Origin of the sequence: Collinsella ureilytica (assembly GCF_019795105.1) — a bacterium.
Classification (GTDB): Bacteria; Actinomycetota; Coriobacteriia; order Coriobacteriales; family Coriobacteriaceae; genus Collinsella; species Collinsella ureilytica.
In genome coordinates this window covers 56,445-72,492 of sequence record NZ_JAIMFO010000006.1, presented here as the reverse complement: position 1 = coordinate 72,492, position 16,048 = coordinate 56,445, and the positions used below count along the sequence as shown (strand labels likewise).

Here is a 16,048-nt window from a genome sequence, read left to right as displayed (position 1 = left end):
CCTCGGACGCATTCTGTATCTAGGCGGGCAAAACGAGAGAGATGAGCTCTTCAGGCGTGTCCACAATATAGTTCGCCCCGGCCTCTTCAAGCTCTGTTCTGCCTCTAAAGCCCCAGGTAACTCCTGCAACCGTAAGCTGTGCATTATGCCCGCAGGCTACATCGACGTTGCTATCGCCTACGTAGAGCGTGTGCTCGGGATCGGCATTGAGTACCTCGAGTACATGGAGGGTTACGGGAGCTGCAGGCTTGGGAGGAAATTCAGGTATCCGCCCCTGAATATACGCAAACCGATCTTTTCCAAAGAAACGCTCAACTAACGGCACAGCTGCACTGTGGTCTTTGTTTGTGAGAACAGCCACGGTGATGCCAGCTGCATGAAGGGCATCGAGCATCTCAATAATGCCTGGATATGGCCCGGTATGATCTTCTTTGTGCTCGCTGTAATACGCGCGAAACTCCGCCAAGCTTGCCTCAAAAAGCTCTTGGTTTGACACGAGCTCTGCTGGCATAAACCGCTCAACAAGCTTGAGCATTCCATTGCCAACTTTATGACGGTATTCATCAACCGCAAAGGTTGGCCAACCGTGCTGGGTGCACACGTGGTTTCCGGCGGTGGCAAGATCCTCGAGGGTATCGAGGATGGTGCCATCAAGGTCAAAGATCACATGAGTGTAGGCGTCCGTTGTCCGAGCTGGCTCGGGCATATGGTCTCCTTTCGGAGTAGGTACATGGTTGGCGTGCGTCTCGTGAGGCAGGCATGCGCCCTGTGAGGTCGGCGTGCGCTTCGTGAGGCTGGCGTACGCCCCGTGAGACTGGTACCCGCATGGTGGGGACGACACGTGCCCCGTGAGGCTAGTGCCCACAAGGTAAGACTTCCCCCGCATGGTGAGACGGCTGCACCGCTCAGCCTAGCAGATTCGAGGAAGTTGTTCGCCTACAAGCATGTCGAGGATGCGGGTTGAGCCCCAGGCGGTGCGAACCTGAACGAGGCCGCTTGAGTCAGCTATGGGAGCGCTTTCAAGTACACGACCGATGATAGCCGCGTCTTTTCCATAGGGCGATGCTTGCATGGCAAAAAGAGCTGCCTCGGCTTCCTCTTCCGGAACAATCGCTACCATTTTGCCTTCATTGGCCATCTGCAGCACATCGTAGCCGAGCATCTCACAGGCTCCGCGCACGGCATCGCGTACTGGTATAGCCTCCTCATCAATCTCAATGGTGGTCTGACTGGCGAGAGCAAACTCATTGAGTGTGCTTGCAAGGCCGCCCCGAGTGGGGTCGCGCAGGCAGCGCGTATGGGGCGCTGCTGCAAGAACTGAGGAAACAAGATGGTTTAAAGGCGCGGCATCGCTTTTGATATCAGTTGAAAACGAGAGGCCTTCTCGCTGGCTCATGATTGTAATTCCGTGGTCGCCTAAGGTGCCCGATACCAGCACACAGTCGTGAGGCTTACACGCAGCGCCCGAGAGCTCTATATGAGAGGGAACCTCGCCCACGCCGGTGGTGGTGATATAGATCCCATCCGCTCCGCCACGCTCAACTACCTTGGTGTCGCCTGTAATAATCGAGACACCGGCCTCACGCGCCGTGGCTGTCATGCTGGCTACAATGCGGCGGAGGTCTTGAAGCAAAAAGCCCTCTTCTAAAATAAAGGCACAGGAGAGATAGCGTACCTGAGCTCCAGAGGTGGCAACGTCATTGACGGTGCCACACACCGCGAGCCGCCCAATATCGCCCCCTGGGAAAAAGTGTGGTGTTACAACAAAGCTGTCGGTGGAAAGCGCAATCCGAGCTGAGCAGCCAAGGGATGCTACACCTGCGTCATTGCCTGCATGCAGGGCATCTGAGTCAAACGCCTCAAGAAAGATCTCATCAATCAGGCGCTTCATCATCTGCCCGCCTGACCCATGGCCTAAGAGTACGGAGTCTTCGCTCATGTCGTTCCTTTCTGAGCGCTCGGGGTGTCTTTGAGCTGGGAAACGTTAGGGACGGTCAGGGAGAGATGACGGTGAGCAGCAAGGGGTGTGATGGTGAGTAGGCGCGTGAGCGGGCTCACGATATCGATAATAGGCAGCACAGCTTCCTTCGCTCGATACCATACAAGGACCTATAGCATGCTCAGGCGTGCAGGCCTTTCCAAAGAGCGGGCAGGCGTTTGGGAAGATCCGGCCGCGCAAGACATCTCCGCAGCGGCATCCTTTTGGCTCAACGGTCGGTTCAACCGCTACCTGAAAGCGCAATGCAGCATCAAAGCGAGCAAAATCAGGACGGATCTTGAGACCAGATTGAGGGATTACGCCAAGGCCACGCCACGTGGCATCTACTGGTTCAAAAACACGATCGACCACAGCGCGGGCAACTGCATTGCCCGCTCGCTCGACACCTCGCCGATAGGCATTGGCGATATGCGGCGTGCCCGATGTGATCATGCGAACAAGCTCAGCGATACCTTCGAGGATGTCTACCGGTTCAAATCCTGTGACCACGCCAGGAAGGCCAAAGTCGTCAGAGAGAAAGCGATACGGCTCAACGCCCGTAATGGTAGAGACGTGCCCTGGCAGGATAAAGCCATCGATAGCAGTTGCGGGATCTGCCGCGATTGCTCGAATAGCTGGCGGGGTGAGCTTGTGAGCGCAGAGAACAGAAAAGTTTTTGAGATCGCGCTCCGCTGCTTCAAGAATACAAGCGGCGATAGTGGGCGTAGTTGTTTCAAAGCCCACGCCTAAAAACACTAGCTCTCGATCGGGATGTGCTTGGGCAAGTTCGAGAGCGTCGAGCGGCGAGTAGACCATACGAATATCGTGACCTTGAGCCTTGAGTGCAGCAAGCGAGGCAGAGGATCCGGGAACCCGCATCATGTCACCAAAAGTTGTAATGGTTACGTTTTCCATGCGGGCGAGAGCAATGGCGTGATCGATATCGTGGTTTACTGTCACGCAGACCGGGCATCCAGGGCCTGAGAGCAGCCGTATGCCAGATGGCATCATGGAGCGAAAGCCGTAACGACCAATGCTGACGGTATGCGTGCCGCAGAATTCCATGAGTGTGATTGGGCGCTCACCTGCCATCTTGTGGATGTGCACAATGAGCTCGCGCACCAAAGTGGGATTGCGAAAGGCAGAAAAGTCGATAGACGAGCTGGGGGCTGAGGTCATACTCATACGCGTGGCTCCGAAGATGCGCTCATATCTGGCAGCTCGTCAGATAACATATCAGGCATTTCACTCAAGAGCTCGAGCGTTGCTTTTGCCTCATCAGGGTCAATGACTTGAATACCAAAGCCAGCGTGTACGAGAACAAAGTCCCCCTTTTTGGCTTCTGGAACGAGGCGCAATGATATATCGCGGCTCGCCCCCATCATATTGACCAGCGCACGATGTTCTTCATCAATCCGCTCAATTTTTCCCGGTACTGCAAGACACATGAAGACCCCTCTTCATTCGCGGTGTGAAACGATGGTACCCCTTGGCATGGCACCCGCCAAGGCTCAGCGATGATCGTGCGCTATGCACATGGTTGCCATGCAGCGGTGTTCCTGATAAACGATGGTGCGGTGAGCTTATTGAGGAGAGGCAAGGTGCGCGTGGGCAACAGCGGCCTGTCCATAGGCAATGCAGCCATCATTGACCGGAATCTGCTGGGGAATGAGGACGTGGAGCCCTTGGGATTTCAGTCCATCAGCTATGCCAGCAAGGAGAATCCGATTCATAAATACACCACCCGAGAGGGCACAGGTGGTAAGGCTGGTAGCTTGAGCTATGCAACGTGCAGCATGAACGGTGCCTTGGATGATGGCCTGGTGGATACAAAGCGCAATTTCTTCTGGGGGTCTTTTGACTGCGATGTCATCAAGTGCGGCAGCAAGCAAGGGTGTTGGGTTGAGCTCCCAGGTGGGCGCGTTACCTCGCTGGCATGAGCGAGCGGCAGGTGAGCTTTCCTGCTGGCTCCCATGAGCGTCTTCATACACAGGCTGCGGAAGATCCGAGTTTGTAAGCTCCCTGAATTCGAGCTGATAGCGCACTTGATCGCGCTGGCTCATGGTTTGTGCAACCTTGCCTGATCGCCATGCGGCCGCTTCCAGCTCAATCGCGGGCTGACCTTCATAGCTGGCCTTCACGCAGATGCCGAGTATGGCGGAGAGCCCATCTAACAAACGACCCATGCTGCTTGTGAGCGGGCTATTGATGTTGTGCTCATACATGTGCTGTAAGATGCGCGTTTCTTTGTCTGTAAACGCCGAGCGTAGACGCTCTGCTCCGGGATGTTCTAAAAGATTCACACAGGTAAGGAGCGACCAGGCGCACTTTTTGGGATCCAAGATAGCCCCTGCTCCGCCTAAGAGCTTCCACGGGCTGAGGCGTGCGGCTCGTGAGAATCCGGTGAAATCAGCTATGAGCATCTCGCCACCCCAGACGGTGCCGTCGGTTCCAGCACCGGTTCCATCAAAAGCAATGCCGAGTACCTGGCGGCTGGCGTCTTCATCACCACTTGCACGTGCCTCGGCAAGCACGCTTGCAATATGGGCATGGTGGTGTTGGACTTCAATCAAGGGTAGGTGGCGTTCAGCGGCTGTTGCTCTTGCCCAGCGGCTGGTGAGATAGGCGGGATGAAGGTCACAAGCAAGGGCTGTGGGCGCAATGTCAAACAGGCGCTCCATATGGAGACGAGTCTCATGCCATGTGTTGAGTGTGCTTCCCTGATCAATATCACCGATATGCTGAGACAAAAAGCAATTCGTATCGCGCGTGAGTGCAAACGTAGCCTTTTGCTCTGATCCGGTGGCAAGAAGCGAGGAGGTGGGCTGCGGGCGTTGTTCGGCGGCATGCGTACATAGATGTGCTGGTTGGTGTGGGTGTAGTTCGGCGCACTGAGCCTGCGCGTGGCCGGCGCACTGTGTCTTCGCGCGGTCGGGTTGCTGTTCCAGTGCGTGGCCGGCGCACTGCGTCTTCGCGCGGTCGGGTTGCTGTGCCTGAGTGCTAGAGGGACAGGCTGTGTATGTGGGTAGTGGCAAGGGTGTGGGGGCATAGCCTCGCGAGCGCCGAATGGGGAGGGCGCGCCCGGCTACAACACGCAGAACTGAGTCGTCAAAACGGGTAAGAATTTGGCGATTAAAGCCCAAGAGCGCATCAGCCAAACCGCCCTCAACGAGGTTTCTCCAAGCAGATGTATCGTCAATTTCTATAGGATCGCCGGAGCGATTACCACTGGTCATGACAAGGGCGGTAATGCCACGAGCGGCGCACGCCTCCATGAGGAGGTATTGCAGCGGAGTATAGGGCAGCATGATGCCAAGCTCAGGAAGTGTACCGGCAACCTCCGGGCTAATCTGGATAGGGTCCCTCTGCGTTGTGCAACCATGGGTATGAGATTTCTTTTGAGCAGAGCTGGCTGGTATGAGCGTATGTTCTGACGCGTTAGTAAGACGAGATCCTTCACGCGCGTAGTGAGGCTGAGCTATTCGTACATGTTCTGACGCATCGCCATGGGACAGCTCTGCGTTCTCTCTTGGTGAGCTGCAAGTCACTTGTTTTCTTTTGAGTAAGACAATTGGCCGCACCGTACCGGTCAGGAGTCCTTGCTCGAGCGTATTGATTTCAGCAAGCTGGCTTGCCGCCGCAAGATCTTGAACCATGATTGCCAAGGGCTTATCTCCCCGGTGCTTGCGAGTCCGAAGTGTATGCACAGCTCTGGTGGATGCGGCGTTGCAGGCAAGATGAAATCCACCAAGTCCCTTGATGGCGATGATGGAACCTTTGGCAATTAGATCGGCAGCTCGATCAATAATGGCATCGCTCGCCAGACGGGTATCTCCGATGGCTGGAGCCGGACTGTGCCCACGAGCCTCTCGCCAGCTGAGATGAGGCCCGCATACAAAACAGGCATCAGGCTGGGCGTGAAAACGCCGGTCAGCCGGGTTTGTGTACTCAGCAGCGCAGACGGGGCAAAGATCAAAATCCTCCATGGAGGTCTTTAGGCGGTCGTAGGGAAGCGCGCGAATGATCGTAAAGCGCGGACCGCAATTGGTGCAGGTAATAAAGGGGTAGTGATACCGCCTATCGTTTGGATCGAAGAGCTCTTTGAGACAGTCGTTACAGATAGCAATATCAGGTGAGACGAGCGTTGTATGCGCTCCGGCATCTTCAGATTCCCTGATTGTAAAGCCCTTGTTCACCCTCGGGGGCATTGAGCTGGCAGGGCTGTCCTGTTCGCTTGTGGACGCGCGTCTTGGTTGTTGAGTTGACCCCACGTGAGCGTGTGGATGGGCACCGGTTACTTCCTCTTCATGAGTGCCATGATCGCCCTGGTAGAGAGCAGCACTCGCATCTCGTTCCTCCCCAGCATCAACGATATGCGTCTCGATGTGTTCAATGCGAGCCGCTGCCGGGGCATGTGCACTGAGAGCTTGGATGAAGGCATGCAGGTTATCATCGCGACCGGCAGCCTCAATGTGAACCCCATCTGCGGCATTGAGTACCCAACCAGAAATCTGGTGGGCACAAGCCTCACGGTACACAAAGGGGCGCATTCCCACACCTTGGACGATGCCGGTGATATGGATGCGCAGGCGCGCCACAGTAATGATTACGCTCGGTAGCTAGAGCCCGAGGCTGTTCTCGGTTGCTGCGCAGGCAAGCTTGCCGTGCGAGACGCCACGGAGACCCAACAAGTGATCGGCGAGCTCATAGATGCGACTGCCACGGCCTTTCAAAGCCAAGATTTCAAGGCAGTTATGGTGATCAAGGTGCACGTGCATGGTAGAGACAATTTCGTCCGTGTAGTCGTGCTGCACCTCATCGAGCCTGCGGGTGAGGTCTCCAATATGGTGGTCGTAAATCATGGTGAGCGATCCAATAACTTCAACCTCAGGAGTGCGCTGGCTCTCCTCTACGAGTGAAGCTCGAATGAGATCGCGAATGGTGCTTGAGCGATTGACTACATCGCCTTTGCGCAGGATGCGATCGTCAAAAGCGCGCAATAAGTCTTCAGGTACTGTCACAGAAAAGCGGACGAGCTGGCTGGAATCGCCGGGGGCGTCGTCTGTAGAAGGGGTTGTTGAGGCCTGATGATGGTCGTCCATGATTACACCAACCTTACGGTACCGACGGCATTATGGTCAGATTCTATGGCATCAGGATACCCGGCAAGCGCTTCGCGTGCATCTGAAAGGCTTGCCAGTGCAGCTTCAAGCTTAGATCCAATTGCTTCCATACCAGTGCCCTCGGCATCTTCGAGGAGGCGCTTTCCCCAAGCGCTTGCGAGCTGAATAACGTCGTCCATCTGGCGAACGCTCAGCTCGAGCTGGCCTGCGTTTAATCCAATATCATGCATTGAGGCCTCCTCGAAATATACAGCCTAGATTGTGTGCTCATGCGAAGCACACACGCTTCGCAACATATAGAACTGCGAGTTGAGAACTTAGAGCTTAGAGGTGATCTCAGAAACGAGGGCGTCTTTTGGCATAGCGCCCACGGAGCGATGGATCTCCTTGCCATCCTTGAGCAGTACGAGCGTAGGAATAGACATAACGCCATACTTCATGGCGAGCTCTTGGTTCTCATCAACATTGCATTTCACAACCGTGAGGCGATCTGCAAGTTCTCCAGCAACCTCATCAACGATCGGGGAGAGGGTGCGACAAGGGCCGCACCACGGTGCCCAAAAATCAACGAGTACCGGCAGGTCTTGCTTCAAGACCTGCTCAAAATTCTCAGCAGTAACCTCAGTAACGTGTGCCATGGTTCCTCCCAGGTACGATCCGCTTCAGCGGATGAATGACGACTGTTGTAATCGAAGCCAATATACCCACCTATCGGTGAGTCTTGCACGGGCGCGGTAGAATAGGGCGCAAGACGAAAGGAGGCACACGCCATGGTCACAGCTGTCGATGAGATAAAACATGCCCTGGTAGCTCAGGCAGAAGCGGAGTTTTCCTCCCTTGCTTCGCGTGGTGTGGTTGTGGTGGGAAACGGCTTTTCAAGCCTGTTGGCAATCAAAGGTCTGTTTCATGTGGGCGTATCAGATCAGGTAGATTCAGAAGATCAGCTGAGTAGGGATGACCAGCAGGATGCGCCCGATCACGCAAGACAGTTTCAGAAGAGCGAGCTTGAAGATGGCAGGCTCTTGAGTGGTTCTGACGGAATTGCCTTGCGAGCAGGTCTTGAGAAGCTCGGCTGGGATCCCTCAGATTTTTGCGCCATGGCTTCATGCGCTGCGGATGGATCCGACCTCGAAGATCACGTATTTCGTGAGGCAATTGAGGCTGTTGATCCTGAGTCCATTATCTTGCTCGATGAGGCAGCAGCTGAGCGATTCAAGGCTGTGTTTTCTGAGCAATTCGCTGAGCTTATAGACGCAAATCAAGCGCGTCTCATGGCAGGCCTGGTGGTGCCTGTGCTTGGTAGACGCGTGCTTGCCCTTGGTGGCTTTGAGGCAGCGCTTGCTCACGAAAAAGATAAGCAGCGAGTCTGGGCGTATCTCAAGCAGCTGGCACCCTTGGGCGCTCCCTATTAAACGTGCCTCCCGCGCTCTCTCGCGACGCCGCTTACGCGTCTTCTTTTTCGTACGGAAAAACCTCAGCAAGAAATCCGAGCTTACCTAAAGCTTCTTCAATTTCGTCAAGGAGCTCTTCGGTATCTGCGGTAATGCGGTGATAATGGTATCCGCTGGTTACGGTCATCAAAGGAACGCTTTTGCCGCTTCGAATGCCCTCGAGGTAGCGAGCAACGTCTCGCCGGGAGCGTATATCTAAGTCGGCGGTAATTTTTCCGTAGACGCGGTGGTTCACCATGACGGTTTGTACGGCACCACCCAAATCAACGATGCAGTTGAGTTCGGCGGCTAGATCGTCCTCGCCATGGCGCACCTTAATAAGACGAGCCGGAAGAGCTGGTTGCCCATCTTCGCGCAAAACATATCCGCGAGCGGTCGCGACCAGATCGTGTCCGTTGGCTCTCAAAAGCGCAATGTCTTGGACGATGACCTGTCGGCTGACACCTGCCTCTCGAGCAAGAGCTGTGCCGGAGATGGGCGTCTTTGAGCCGGCAAGGGCTTTCAGAATGGCGTCTCTGCGAATCTCTCCTCTCATGCCTGAGCACCCACTTTATGGGGAGTATCGAGTATGCGCAGGTGCTTCATGGAAAGGTCGAGAATGCCAGCAGAGTGCGTGAGTGCTCCTGAAGAGATAAAGTCCACACCAAGATCTGCAAGCTCGCGTATACGCTGCTCATCGATATTCCCTGAGGCTTCAATGAGGGCGCGCTCGTTGATAAGGGCAACTGCTTTTGCCATGGTTGGAGTATCCATATTGTCAAGCATGATGATATCTGCCTTGGCTTCAAGCGCCTCGGATACCATCTCAAGGTTTTCGCACTCAACCTCGATCATGCAGGTAATAGGTGCAGACTGGCGTGCTTGGCAAACGGCGGTGCGGATACTTCCAGCGGCATCAATATGATTGTCTTTGAGCATGACGGCAGACGAGAGATTAAAGCGGTGGTTCGATCCGCCGCCGATGCGCACTGCCTCGCGCTCAAAGATGCGCATGTTTGGGCAGGTTTTTCTGGTATCTACCAGGCGCGTTTTGGTGCTATTGAGGGCTTTGACCATATGCGCAGTACGTGTGGCAATGCCGCTCATGCGCTGTAGGAAATTGAGAGCGACTCGCTCGCCAGCAAGCAAAACTCGCGCATCTCCACGCACAAAAGCAATGAGGTTACCAGCTTGTACCTCGTCGCCGTCAGATTTTTTTCGATCGACAACCGTCGTAGCATCGAGGAGGAAAAACACGCGTTCAAATACATCGAGGCCAGCAATGATGCCATCTTGTTTCGCAATGAGCTCCACGCTTGCTGCCCGAGCATGCGGGCAAACCGCCTGGACAGACACGTCTTCATAGGTAATGTCTTCTTTGAGTGCCTGCAAGATGAGGTTGTCTGCAACGAGTGTTTGGGTAATTGGATTCATCACTACTCCTCGCTGGAATTGGCGGACGTGTGTTTCTGCGGCAGATGGCCACAGGAGGTCGAAGTCATTCTGCTACAAGCTGCGGGCGCATGCAGAGCCTGAGGCTGGCTGTGCGGCTCCGCGTGCGTCTCATCTGAGTTGTGTGCCGCCTGGGGCGCGTGAGGGCGTCCTAAGGGCTCCCGGGGCTCGAAGGCAGGGAGGGAGCTGCCATGCGCGATGCGGTATGCAGCCCGGCGTGCCCATACCATGGCCTCAAGCAGGCTATTGCTAGCAAGGCGATTAGCCCCATGCACGCCATTGCACGCTGTCTCACCTGCTGCAAACAGGCCAGGCATACTGGTTGCTCCGTCAAGATCCACCTGGATACCACCCATAAAATAGTGCTGCGTCGGTGCCACCGGCACCGGTTCGTTGAGTATGTCGATCCCTAACTCCTGTAAGCACTGCTCACGGATGGTTCCAAAATGGTTCAAAATCACGTCTCTATCCACGGGTGCAAATGAGAGCCAGACATGGTCGGTTCCATCTTGCCTCATTTGCTTGCGAATAGCGGCAGATACGACGTCTCGCGGGGCTAGCTCATTGGTAAAACGCTCGCCTGCTTGATTGAGCAGGATTGCACCCTCACCTCGGCAGCTCTCAGAAATCAGAAAGGTGCGCCCGGGTTTTCCGGTATACAGGCCAGTGGGGTGAAACTGCACATGGTCGAGGTCTTTGAGGGCAACCCCGTGCTCGCCAGCAATGAGGCAGGCATCTCCTGTGAGCTGAGGATAGTTTGTTGAAGACGTAAAGAGGCCACCAATGCCACCAGCGGCTAACAAACTCGCGTTGGCGCGAATGGGAAACGGGGTGAAGTTCGTAGCTGGGCATGCATCAACTGGCTCAAAGGCGAGAGAAAATGCCTCACGGAGCTCACGGGGAACAAGGTCATGTGAGGTTTGCCGTAGTGCACAGGATGGCAGGCGGGCTGCATGAGCGTCTACGGCGCATGCAAGAACTCCGGTACATCTGCCATTTTCTACCAGGAGATCCACCATGGCGGTGTGTTCAAGAATCTGAATGTTTGGCCGAGCTCGAACAGCCGATAAGAGCTTTGTTGTAATTTCTTTTCCGGTGGTGTCTGCATGGTAGGCAATCCGCGGGCGGCTATGAGCTCCTTCTCGTGTGAATGCAAGCTCGCCTCTTGCATTTGTTTCAAATGCAACGCCTATATCCATGAGGTCATTGAGGACTCGTCTGCTTGCAGAGATCATGACCTTCACGCTGGTTGGATCATTCTCCTGGTGCCCTGCCACGAGCGTATCTTCAAGAAAAGCATCATAGTCGGCGTCGTTGGCAAGCACACATATGCCACCCTGGGCAAGCATGGAGTCACATTCCTCAACAGAGCCCTTGGACAGCATAAGAATGCGGGTAGATGCTGGAAGGTTGAGGGCAGCATAGAGCCCCGCTACTCCGCAACCTACAATAACAACGTCACAATCTCGACCCTCCGAGTCATCCATACAAAGCTCCTCTCGGTGCCGTCTGAGCTTAGCGGGCGGCGTATTCCAACATTCGATCCAGTGTGAGCGCGGCACGTGTTCGTGCCTCATCATCAAGCTGAATTTCAACCTCGCCCGAGCCCGTGATCAAGCAAGAGACCAGCTTATCAACGGTGACCATATCCATATTGATGCAGGTCGGAGGTGTTTTAGTAAAGAAAAACTCTTTGTTTTGACCAGCTGTGCGACGTTTGAGCTCATGAAGCACGCCGCGTACGGTCACGATGATGAACTTGCTTGCCGAACTTGTGGCTGCGTATTCAATGATGCCGGAGGTAGACCCAATATAGTCAGCTTCTGCAAGTACCTCTGCGGTGCACTCAGGGTGAGCAAGAACCAAAGCATCTGGATGCGCTTCTTTTATATCGATGAGCTCATCAAGGGCAATGACCTCATGGCGCGGGCAAAATCCCGGATTCAAAATAATATTTTTCTCGGGCACCTGGCTTGCTACATAGCGGCCAAGATTGCGATCAGGAATGAACAAAATATTGCTCTGGGGTAGCTCGGAGCAAATTTTGACTGCATTTGAGGAGGTAACACAGACGTCGCACCAGCTTTTTACCTCAACAGTTGAGTTGACATAGCACGCAATGGCAAGGTCATCACCAAAGCGCTCACGCGCTGCATCAATGGTGCGGCGGCTCACCATATGTGCCATCGGGCAGTCTGCGGCAGGCTCGGGTAAAAGCACGGTCTTTTGGGGATTTAAGAGCTTGGCACTCTCGCCCATAAACTCAACACCTGCAAGCACAATGGTGGACTGAGGCAAGGTCTTGGCGAGTTTTGCGAGGTAAAACGAGTCGCCCACATAGTCTGCCAGATCCTGCACCGCAGGCGGCACATAGTAGTGTGCTAAAACCACAGCATCGCGGTCTTCTTTCAAGCGGGCGACGAAGGCCGGGAGCTCGGCGGGCAGTTCGGCCAATGGGCCATCCAATAGATATTTGATACGGGTGTGATTCATGGGCTGCGACCGTCCTCCCCGATCGGCGGCTTTGCAATGGGTCGCAGTATGTCACAGGTCAGCGTATATGACAAGACAGCTGTCAAGACGGTGTGAACAGAAGGAGGCACGACCTCAACAAATGACGGCGGCGCGTCTGCGGAGGGCGTACAATTAAGGCAATGGCTGGCACAAGAAGGTGTCGCGCTCTTTGGGGAAGGAGAATCTATGCTCACCACGATTACTCACGAGGCTCTTTCAGCTTCAATTGACTCTGCAGGCGCTCAGCTTATGAGCCTCTCGTTGCATGGAGATGAGTTCTTGTGGCAGCGCGACCCTGCCTATTGGGCAAAAACCGCGCCCAATCTCTTTCCCAATGCCGGAGCTCCTGGCTTTGACGTATTGCGCTCGGCCGTAGGTGAGTGCCGCCTGCCCAAGCATGGGTTTGCCCGCGACTATGAGCATGAGCTGATTCGCACAGCTCCAGATGGAACGTCGGTGACATTTGAGCTGACTGATCGTGCAGAGACCCGCGAGATCTTCCCGTATTGCTTCTCTTTGCAAACAACCTATGAGCTCAAAGGAGCTTCGAGCTTAGCTCAGACCTTTGTTGTAGAAAATCGAAGCGACACACCCATGCCCTGCTCAGTGGGTGGCCATCCTGCGTTTAATGTGCCGATCCCCGGAGATGGTGGCAAGGCGTTTGAAGATTACGAGATTGCATTTGAGCAGCCGTGGAGCGCTACCTCTCCTAAGATGATCGAGGGTGGCATTATGTCGTACGCCGATCCGTTTGAGGTGCTTACGGATTCTGACGCCTTGCCGCTCACGCGTCCTTTGTTTGCCTATGACACCGTTATGCTGGCCGATGTTCCCAAGAATACGGTGACGCTCAAGAGCCGCCAGGGTGGGCGGGCGATTCGAATGGAGTTTCCCGGCTTTGGCTTTATTGGCATTTGGTCTATGGCTCCAGACGCTCCGTTTGTAGCACTTGAACCTTGGATGACGCATGCAGCTCTTGATACCGATGATGATGTATTGGAGCACCGAGAAGGCATGATGGTACTCAACCCTGATGAAAAGAAGAGTGTAACCTTCACGATTACAATCGTGTAAGCGCCGCTCGCACGCTTGGGTTTTCATACGCGCAGCTACGAGCAGGTAGTAGGGATTCATCCTGTGGTAAGCTCTTCTGGTTTAATCTCGAGGCGCGTGGGTATACGTGCACGGGAACCGTCGATGCAAGGAGAGGTATGTCATCCACCCTCGATAAGCTCTAGCTCAGCTGAAGGGCATAGATTGCCCGCCGCTTCCGCCCGCCTATCGAACGAAGGAATGACCCATGCGCGACAAGTTAGAAAAACTCATCAATGCCTATCTTGAGCTTGAAAAGAAGCTCTCGGATCCAGCTGTTGTTGCTGATCAAAAAGAGTATATGCGCCTTGCAAAAGAGCATTCGCATCAGGCCGATCTCGTAGCTCATGCCCGCGAGTACATTGGCGCTCTTGATGATATTGAGGCTGCTAAAGAGATGCTTCGCGATACCTCTGATGCAGATGAAAAAGAGATGCTTCAGATGGAGATCTCTGAAAATGAAGCAAAGCTGCCACAGCTTGAAGAAGAGATTAAATTCATGCTCATCCCGGGTGACCCGAACGATGAGAAGAACACGATTGTAGAGATCCGCTCTGCTGCAGGCGGCGATGAGGCTGCCCTGTTTGCCGGCGACCTCTTTAAGATGTATCAGCATTTTTGCGAGCTGCATAAGTGGAAGATCGAGGTGCTCGATTCAAGCCCCAGCGAGATTGGCGGCTTTAAGAGCATCGAGTTTAAGGTCACAGGAGACAAGGTCTACTCCGTTATGAAGTACGAGAGTGGTGTGCATCGCGTGCAGCGTGTACCAAAGACTGAGAGTCAGGGTCGTATTCAGACCTCTACGGCAACGGTAGCTGTTTTGCCTGAGGCCGAAGATATTGATATTAAGATTGACCCAACGGATCTGCGCATCGATACCTATTGCGCTTCTGGCCCGGGTGGTCAGTGCGTGAACACCACCTACTCGGCGGTGCGCATTACGCACCTGCCAACCAACACGGTGGTTCAGTCGCAAGAGCAGCGTAGCCAGATTCAAAACCGCGAGGTCTGCATGCAGATGTTGCGCGCCCGCCTCTATGAGCAGGAGCTTCAGCGCCAGCAGGCAGAGCTTGGGGCGGAGCGTCAAAGCCAAATCGGACATGGTAATCGTTCGGAGAAGATCCGCACCTATAACCAGCCGCAAGATCGCGTGACCGATCATCGCATTGGCTTTAATAGCACGTATAACGGTGTCTTGCTCGCCGATCAGTTGCCGCAGGTCATCGATGCTCTCGCTGCGGCTGACCGTGCGGAGAAGCTTGCCGCTGCCGTTGACTAAGACAAGCGAGCAAAAGATCTGAGCTGTACATCTCAACAGACCGAGGAGAAGCCTTCGATCTAGGGCGCAGGTTTACACGTTTCTCGTGGTACCATGCCTGATGTTGATGGCGGTTTTTGCACCGCCTCTATGCTCGGTGAATAGAAGCGATGAGGAGGCCTCCTGTGGCTATGAACATGAACCAGATGATGCAGCAGGCGCGCAAGATGCAAGAGCAGATGGCGAAGGTAGAAGAGGAGCTTACATCCACAACGGTGGATGCTTCTGCTGGCGGTGGCATGGTAAAGGTTACCGTCAATGGTTCGATGATGCTCGAGTCCATCACTATTGACCCGGAGGCAGTTGATCCTGACGACATTGAGATGCTGCAGGATATGATTGTTGCTGCCGTAAATGAGGCTCAGCGTGGTGTGAGCGAGATTGCAAGTCGCCAGATGAGTGCAGTCACCGGTGGGCTTAACCTCCCGGGTATGCCGTTTTAAGGCGGCGGTCATCCTCTATGTCTGCAGATCGCAGCCTTCAAATCCTTCTCGATGAGCTTGGTCGCCTACCAGGTATCGGTCCTAAGTCAGCTCAGCGGATTGCCTATTATTTGCTTGAGGCTGATGCTGAGGAAGCGCGTCGTCTCTCCGATGCAATTCGTCGCGTAAAGGAGCAGGTGCATTTTTGTAGCCGGTGCTTTAATTATGCGACACAAGATGAGTGCTCGATCTGTATGGATCCAAGCCGTGATCAGCGCCTGATCTGCGTGGTTGGAGAGCCCCGTGATATCTCGGCCATTGAGCGAACGGGCAGCTATCACGGGCTCTACCATGTGCTCGGTGGTGTGATTTCTCCCATGGATAAGATCGGGCCTGACCAGCTCCATGTGCGTGAACTGCTTGCTCGCTTGGGTTCTGAAGATATTGAAGAGGTCATTATTGCCACCAATCCCAATATTGAAGGGGAAACGACGGCGAGCTATTTAGCACGTACCATCAAGCCGCTCGAGATCTCGGTCAGCCGCTTAGCGAGTGGTTTGCCGGTAGGCGGGGATCTTGAGTATGCCGATGAGCTAACCTTAGGTAGAGCAATCGAGGCACGCAGAACGATTTAGGTGCGGTGGCTTGAGTCTCGGGCGCATCTACAAGCTGTGATACGAGCCGCAGGGCGTGTTCTGGGCGTGGTGCGAGGTGCGGGC

The 16,048-nt window shown here is 54.6% G+C and carries 17 protein-coding genes; 5 read left to right on the top strand and 12 right to left on the bottom strand.

Going from position 1 to position 16,048, the window contains the following annotated elements; all coding sequences use genetic code 11:
• Positions 1-19: 19 nt before the first annotated feature.
• The 8 genes from K6V98_RS04640 to trxA all read right to left on the bottom strand — a co-directional run bounded on the left by K6V98_RS04640 (position 20) and on the right by trxA (position 7,739).
• A complete protein-coding gene (locus K6V98_RS04640) occupies positions 20-706 on the bottom strand; it encodes an HAD family hydrolase (protein ID WP_222199362.1) in 687 nt (228 codons plus the stop codon).
• A 204-nt stretch (positions 707-910) separates the two neighbouring features.
• Positions 911-1,939 carry a hydrogenase expression/formation protein HypE gene (hypE, locus tag K6V98_RS04635; RefSeq protein ID WP_222199361.1) on the bottom strand — a complete coding sequence of 343 codons (1,029 nt, stop codon included), beginning with the start codon at positions 1,937-1,939 and terminating at the stop codon, positions 911-913.
• A 45-nt stretch (positions 1,940-1,984) separates the two neighbouring features.
• Positions 1,985-3,163, bottom strand: a complete 1,179-nt coding sequence (gene hypD / locus K6V98_RS04630) for a hydrogenase formation protein HypD (RefSeq protein ID WP_306792763.1) — start codon at positions 3,161-3,163, stop codon at positions 1,985-1,987.
• Positions 3,160-3,426, bottom strand: a complete 267-nt coding sequence (locus K6V98_RS04625) for a HypC/HybG/HupF family hydrogenase formation chaperone (protein WP_222199360.1) — start codon at positions 3,424-3,426, stop codon at positions 3,160-3,162. Before K6V98_RS04625 ends, hypD begins: the two co-directional genes overlap by 4 nt.
• A gap of 135 nt (positions 3,427-3,561) precedes the next feature.
• Positions 3,562-6,576: a carbamoyltransferase HypF gene (locus K6V98_RS04620; protein WP_371734523.1), complete on the bottom strand. Its 3,015-nt coding sequence runs from the start codon at positions 6,574-6,576 to the stop codon at positions 3,562-3,564.
• Positions 6,577-6,597: 21 nt separating this feature from the next.
• The gene (gene nikR / locus K6V98_RS04615) at positions 6,598-7,080 is read right to left on the bottom strand and encodes a nickel-responsive transcriptional regulator NikR (RefSeq protein ID WP_222199358.1); all 483 of its coding nucleotides are present in this window, start codon (positions 7,078-7,080) and stop codon (positions 6,598-6,600) included.
• A gap of 2 nt (positions 7,081-7,082) precedes the next feature.
• Positions 7,083-7,331 (bottom strand): hypothetical protein, encoded by a 249-nt coding sequence (locus K6V98_RS04610; protein ID WP_222199357.1) that lies wholly within the window; start codon positions 7,329-7,331, stop codon positions 7,083-7,085.
• 87 nt (positions 7,332-7,418) lie between these two features.
• The gene (gene trxA / locus K6V98_RS04605) at positions 7,419-7,739 is read right to left on the bottom strand and encodes a thioredoxin (protein ID WP_222199356.1); all 321 of its coding nucleotides are present in this window, start codon (positions 7,737-7,739) and stop codon (positions 7,419-7,421) included.
• Between the two features lie 132 nt (positions 7,740-7,871).
• Here trxA and K6V98_RS04600 point away from each other — a divergent pair, with 132 nt between their 5' ends.
• The gene (locus K6V98_RS04600; protein ID WP_222199355.1) at positions 7,872-8,513 is read left to right on the top strand and encodes a hypothetical protein; all 642 of its coding nucleotides are present in this window, start codon (positions 7,872-7,874) and stop codon (positions 8,511-8,513) included.
• A 31-nt stretch (positions 8,514-8,544) separates the two neighbouring features.
• Here the strand turns inward: K6V98_RS04600 and K6V98_RS04595 are convergent, their stop codons facing one another.
• From K6V98_RS04595 to nadA, 4 genes are read right to left on the bottom strand one after another with little or no spacing between them, the layout of a single operon-like run.
• On the bottom strand, positions 8,545-9,087 hold the full coding sequence (locus K6V98_RS04595; RefSeq protein ID WP_222199354.1) for a transcription repressor NadR: 543 nt from the start codon (positions 9,085-9,087) through the stop codon (positions 8,545-8,547).
• Positions 9,084-9,965 (bottom strand): carboxylating nicotinate-nucleotide diphosphorylase, encoded by an 882-nt coding sequence (gene nadC / locus K6V98_RS04590; protein WP_222199353.1) that lies wholly within the window; start codon positions 9,963-9,965, stop codon positions 9,084-9,086. The genes K6V98_RS04595 and nadC overlap by 4 nt, the downstream gene beginning before the upstream one ends.
• 2 nt (positions 9,966-9,967) lie before the next feature.
• Positions 9,968-11,470 (bottom strand): L-aspartate oxidase, encoded by a 1,503-nt coding sequence (locus K6V98_RS04585; RefSeq protein WP_222199352.1) that lies wholly within the window; start codon positions 11,468-11,470, stop codon positions 9,968-9,970.
• A gap of 28 nt (positions 11,471-11,498) precedes the next feature.
• Positions 11,499-12,476: a quinolinate synthase NadA gene (nadA, locus tag K6V98_RS04580; RefSeq protein WP_222199351.1), complete on the bottom strand. Its 978-nt coding sequence runs from the start codon at positions 12,474-12,476 to the stop codon at positions 11,499-11,501.
• A gap of 207 nt (positions 12,477-12,683) precedes the next feature.
• Here nadA and K6V98_RS04575 point away from each other — a divergent pair, with 207 nt between their 5' ends.
• The 4 genes from K6V98_RS04575 (at position 12,684) to recR (ending at position 15,964) form a co-directional block, all read left to right on the top strand.
• Positions 12,684-13,571 (top strand): aldose 1-epimerase family protein, encoded by an 888-nt coding sequence (locus tag K6V98_RS04575; protein WP_222199350.1) that lies wholly within the window; start codon positions 12,684-12,686, stop codon positions 13,569-13,571.
• A gap of 226 nt (positions 13,572-13,797) precedes the next feature.
• Positions 13,798-14,868 (top strand): peptide chain release factor 1, encoded by a 1,071-nt coding sequence (gene prfA, locus K6V98_RS04570; RefSeq protein WP_222199349.1) that lies wholly within the window; start codon positions 13,798-13,800, stop codon positions 14,866-14,868.
• A 170-nt stretch (positions 14,869-15,038) separates the two neighbouring features.
• On the top strand, positions 15,039-15,350 hold the full coding sequence (locus K6V98_RS04565) for a YbaB/EbfC family nucleoid-associated protein (protein WP_222199584.1): 312 nt from the start codon (positions 15,039-15,041) through the stop codon (positions 15,348-15,350).
• A gap of 17 nt (positions 15,351-15,367) precedes the next feature.
• Entirely contained in the window at positions 15,368-15,964 is a 597-nt protein-coding gene (gene recR, locus K6V98_RS04560) for a recombination mediator RecR (RefSeq protein WP_222199348.1), read from the top strand.
• Positions 15,965-16,048: the final 84 nt, after the last annotated feature.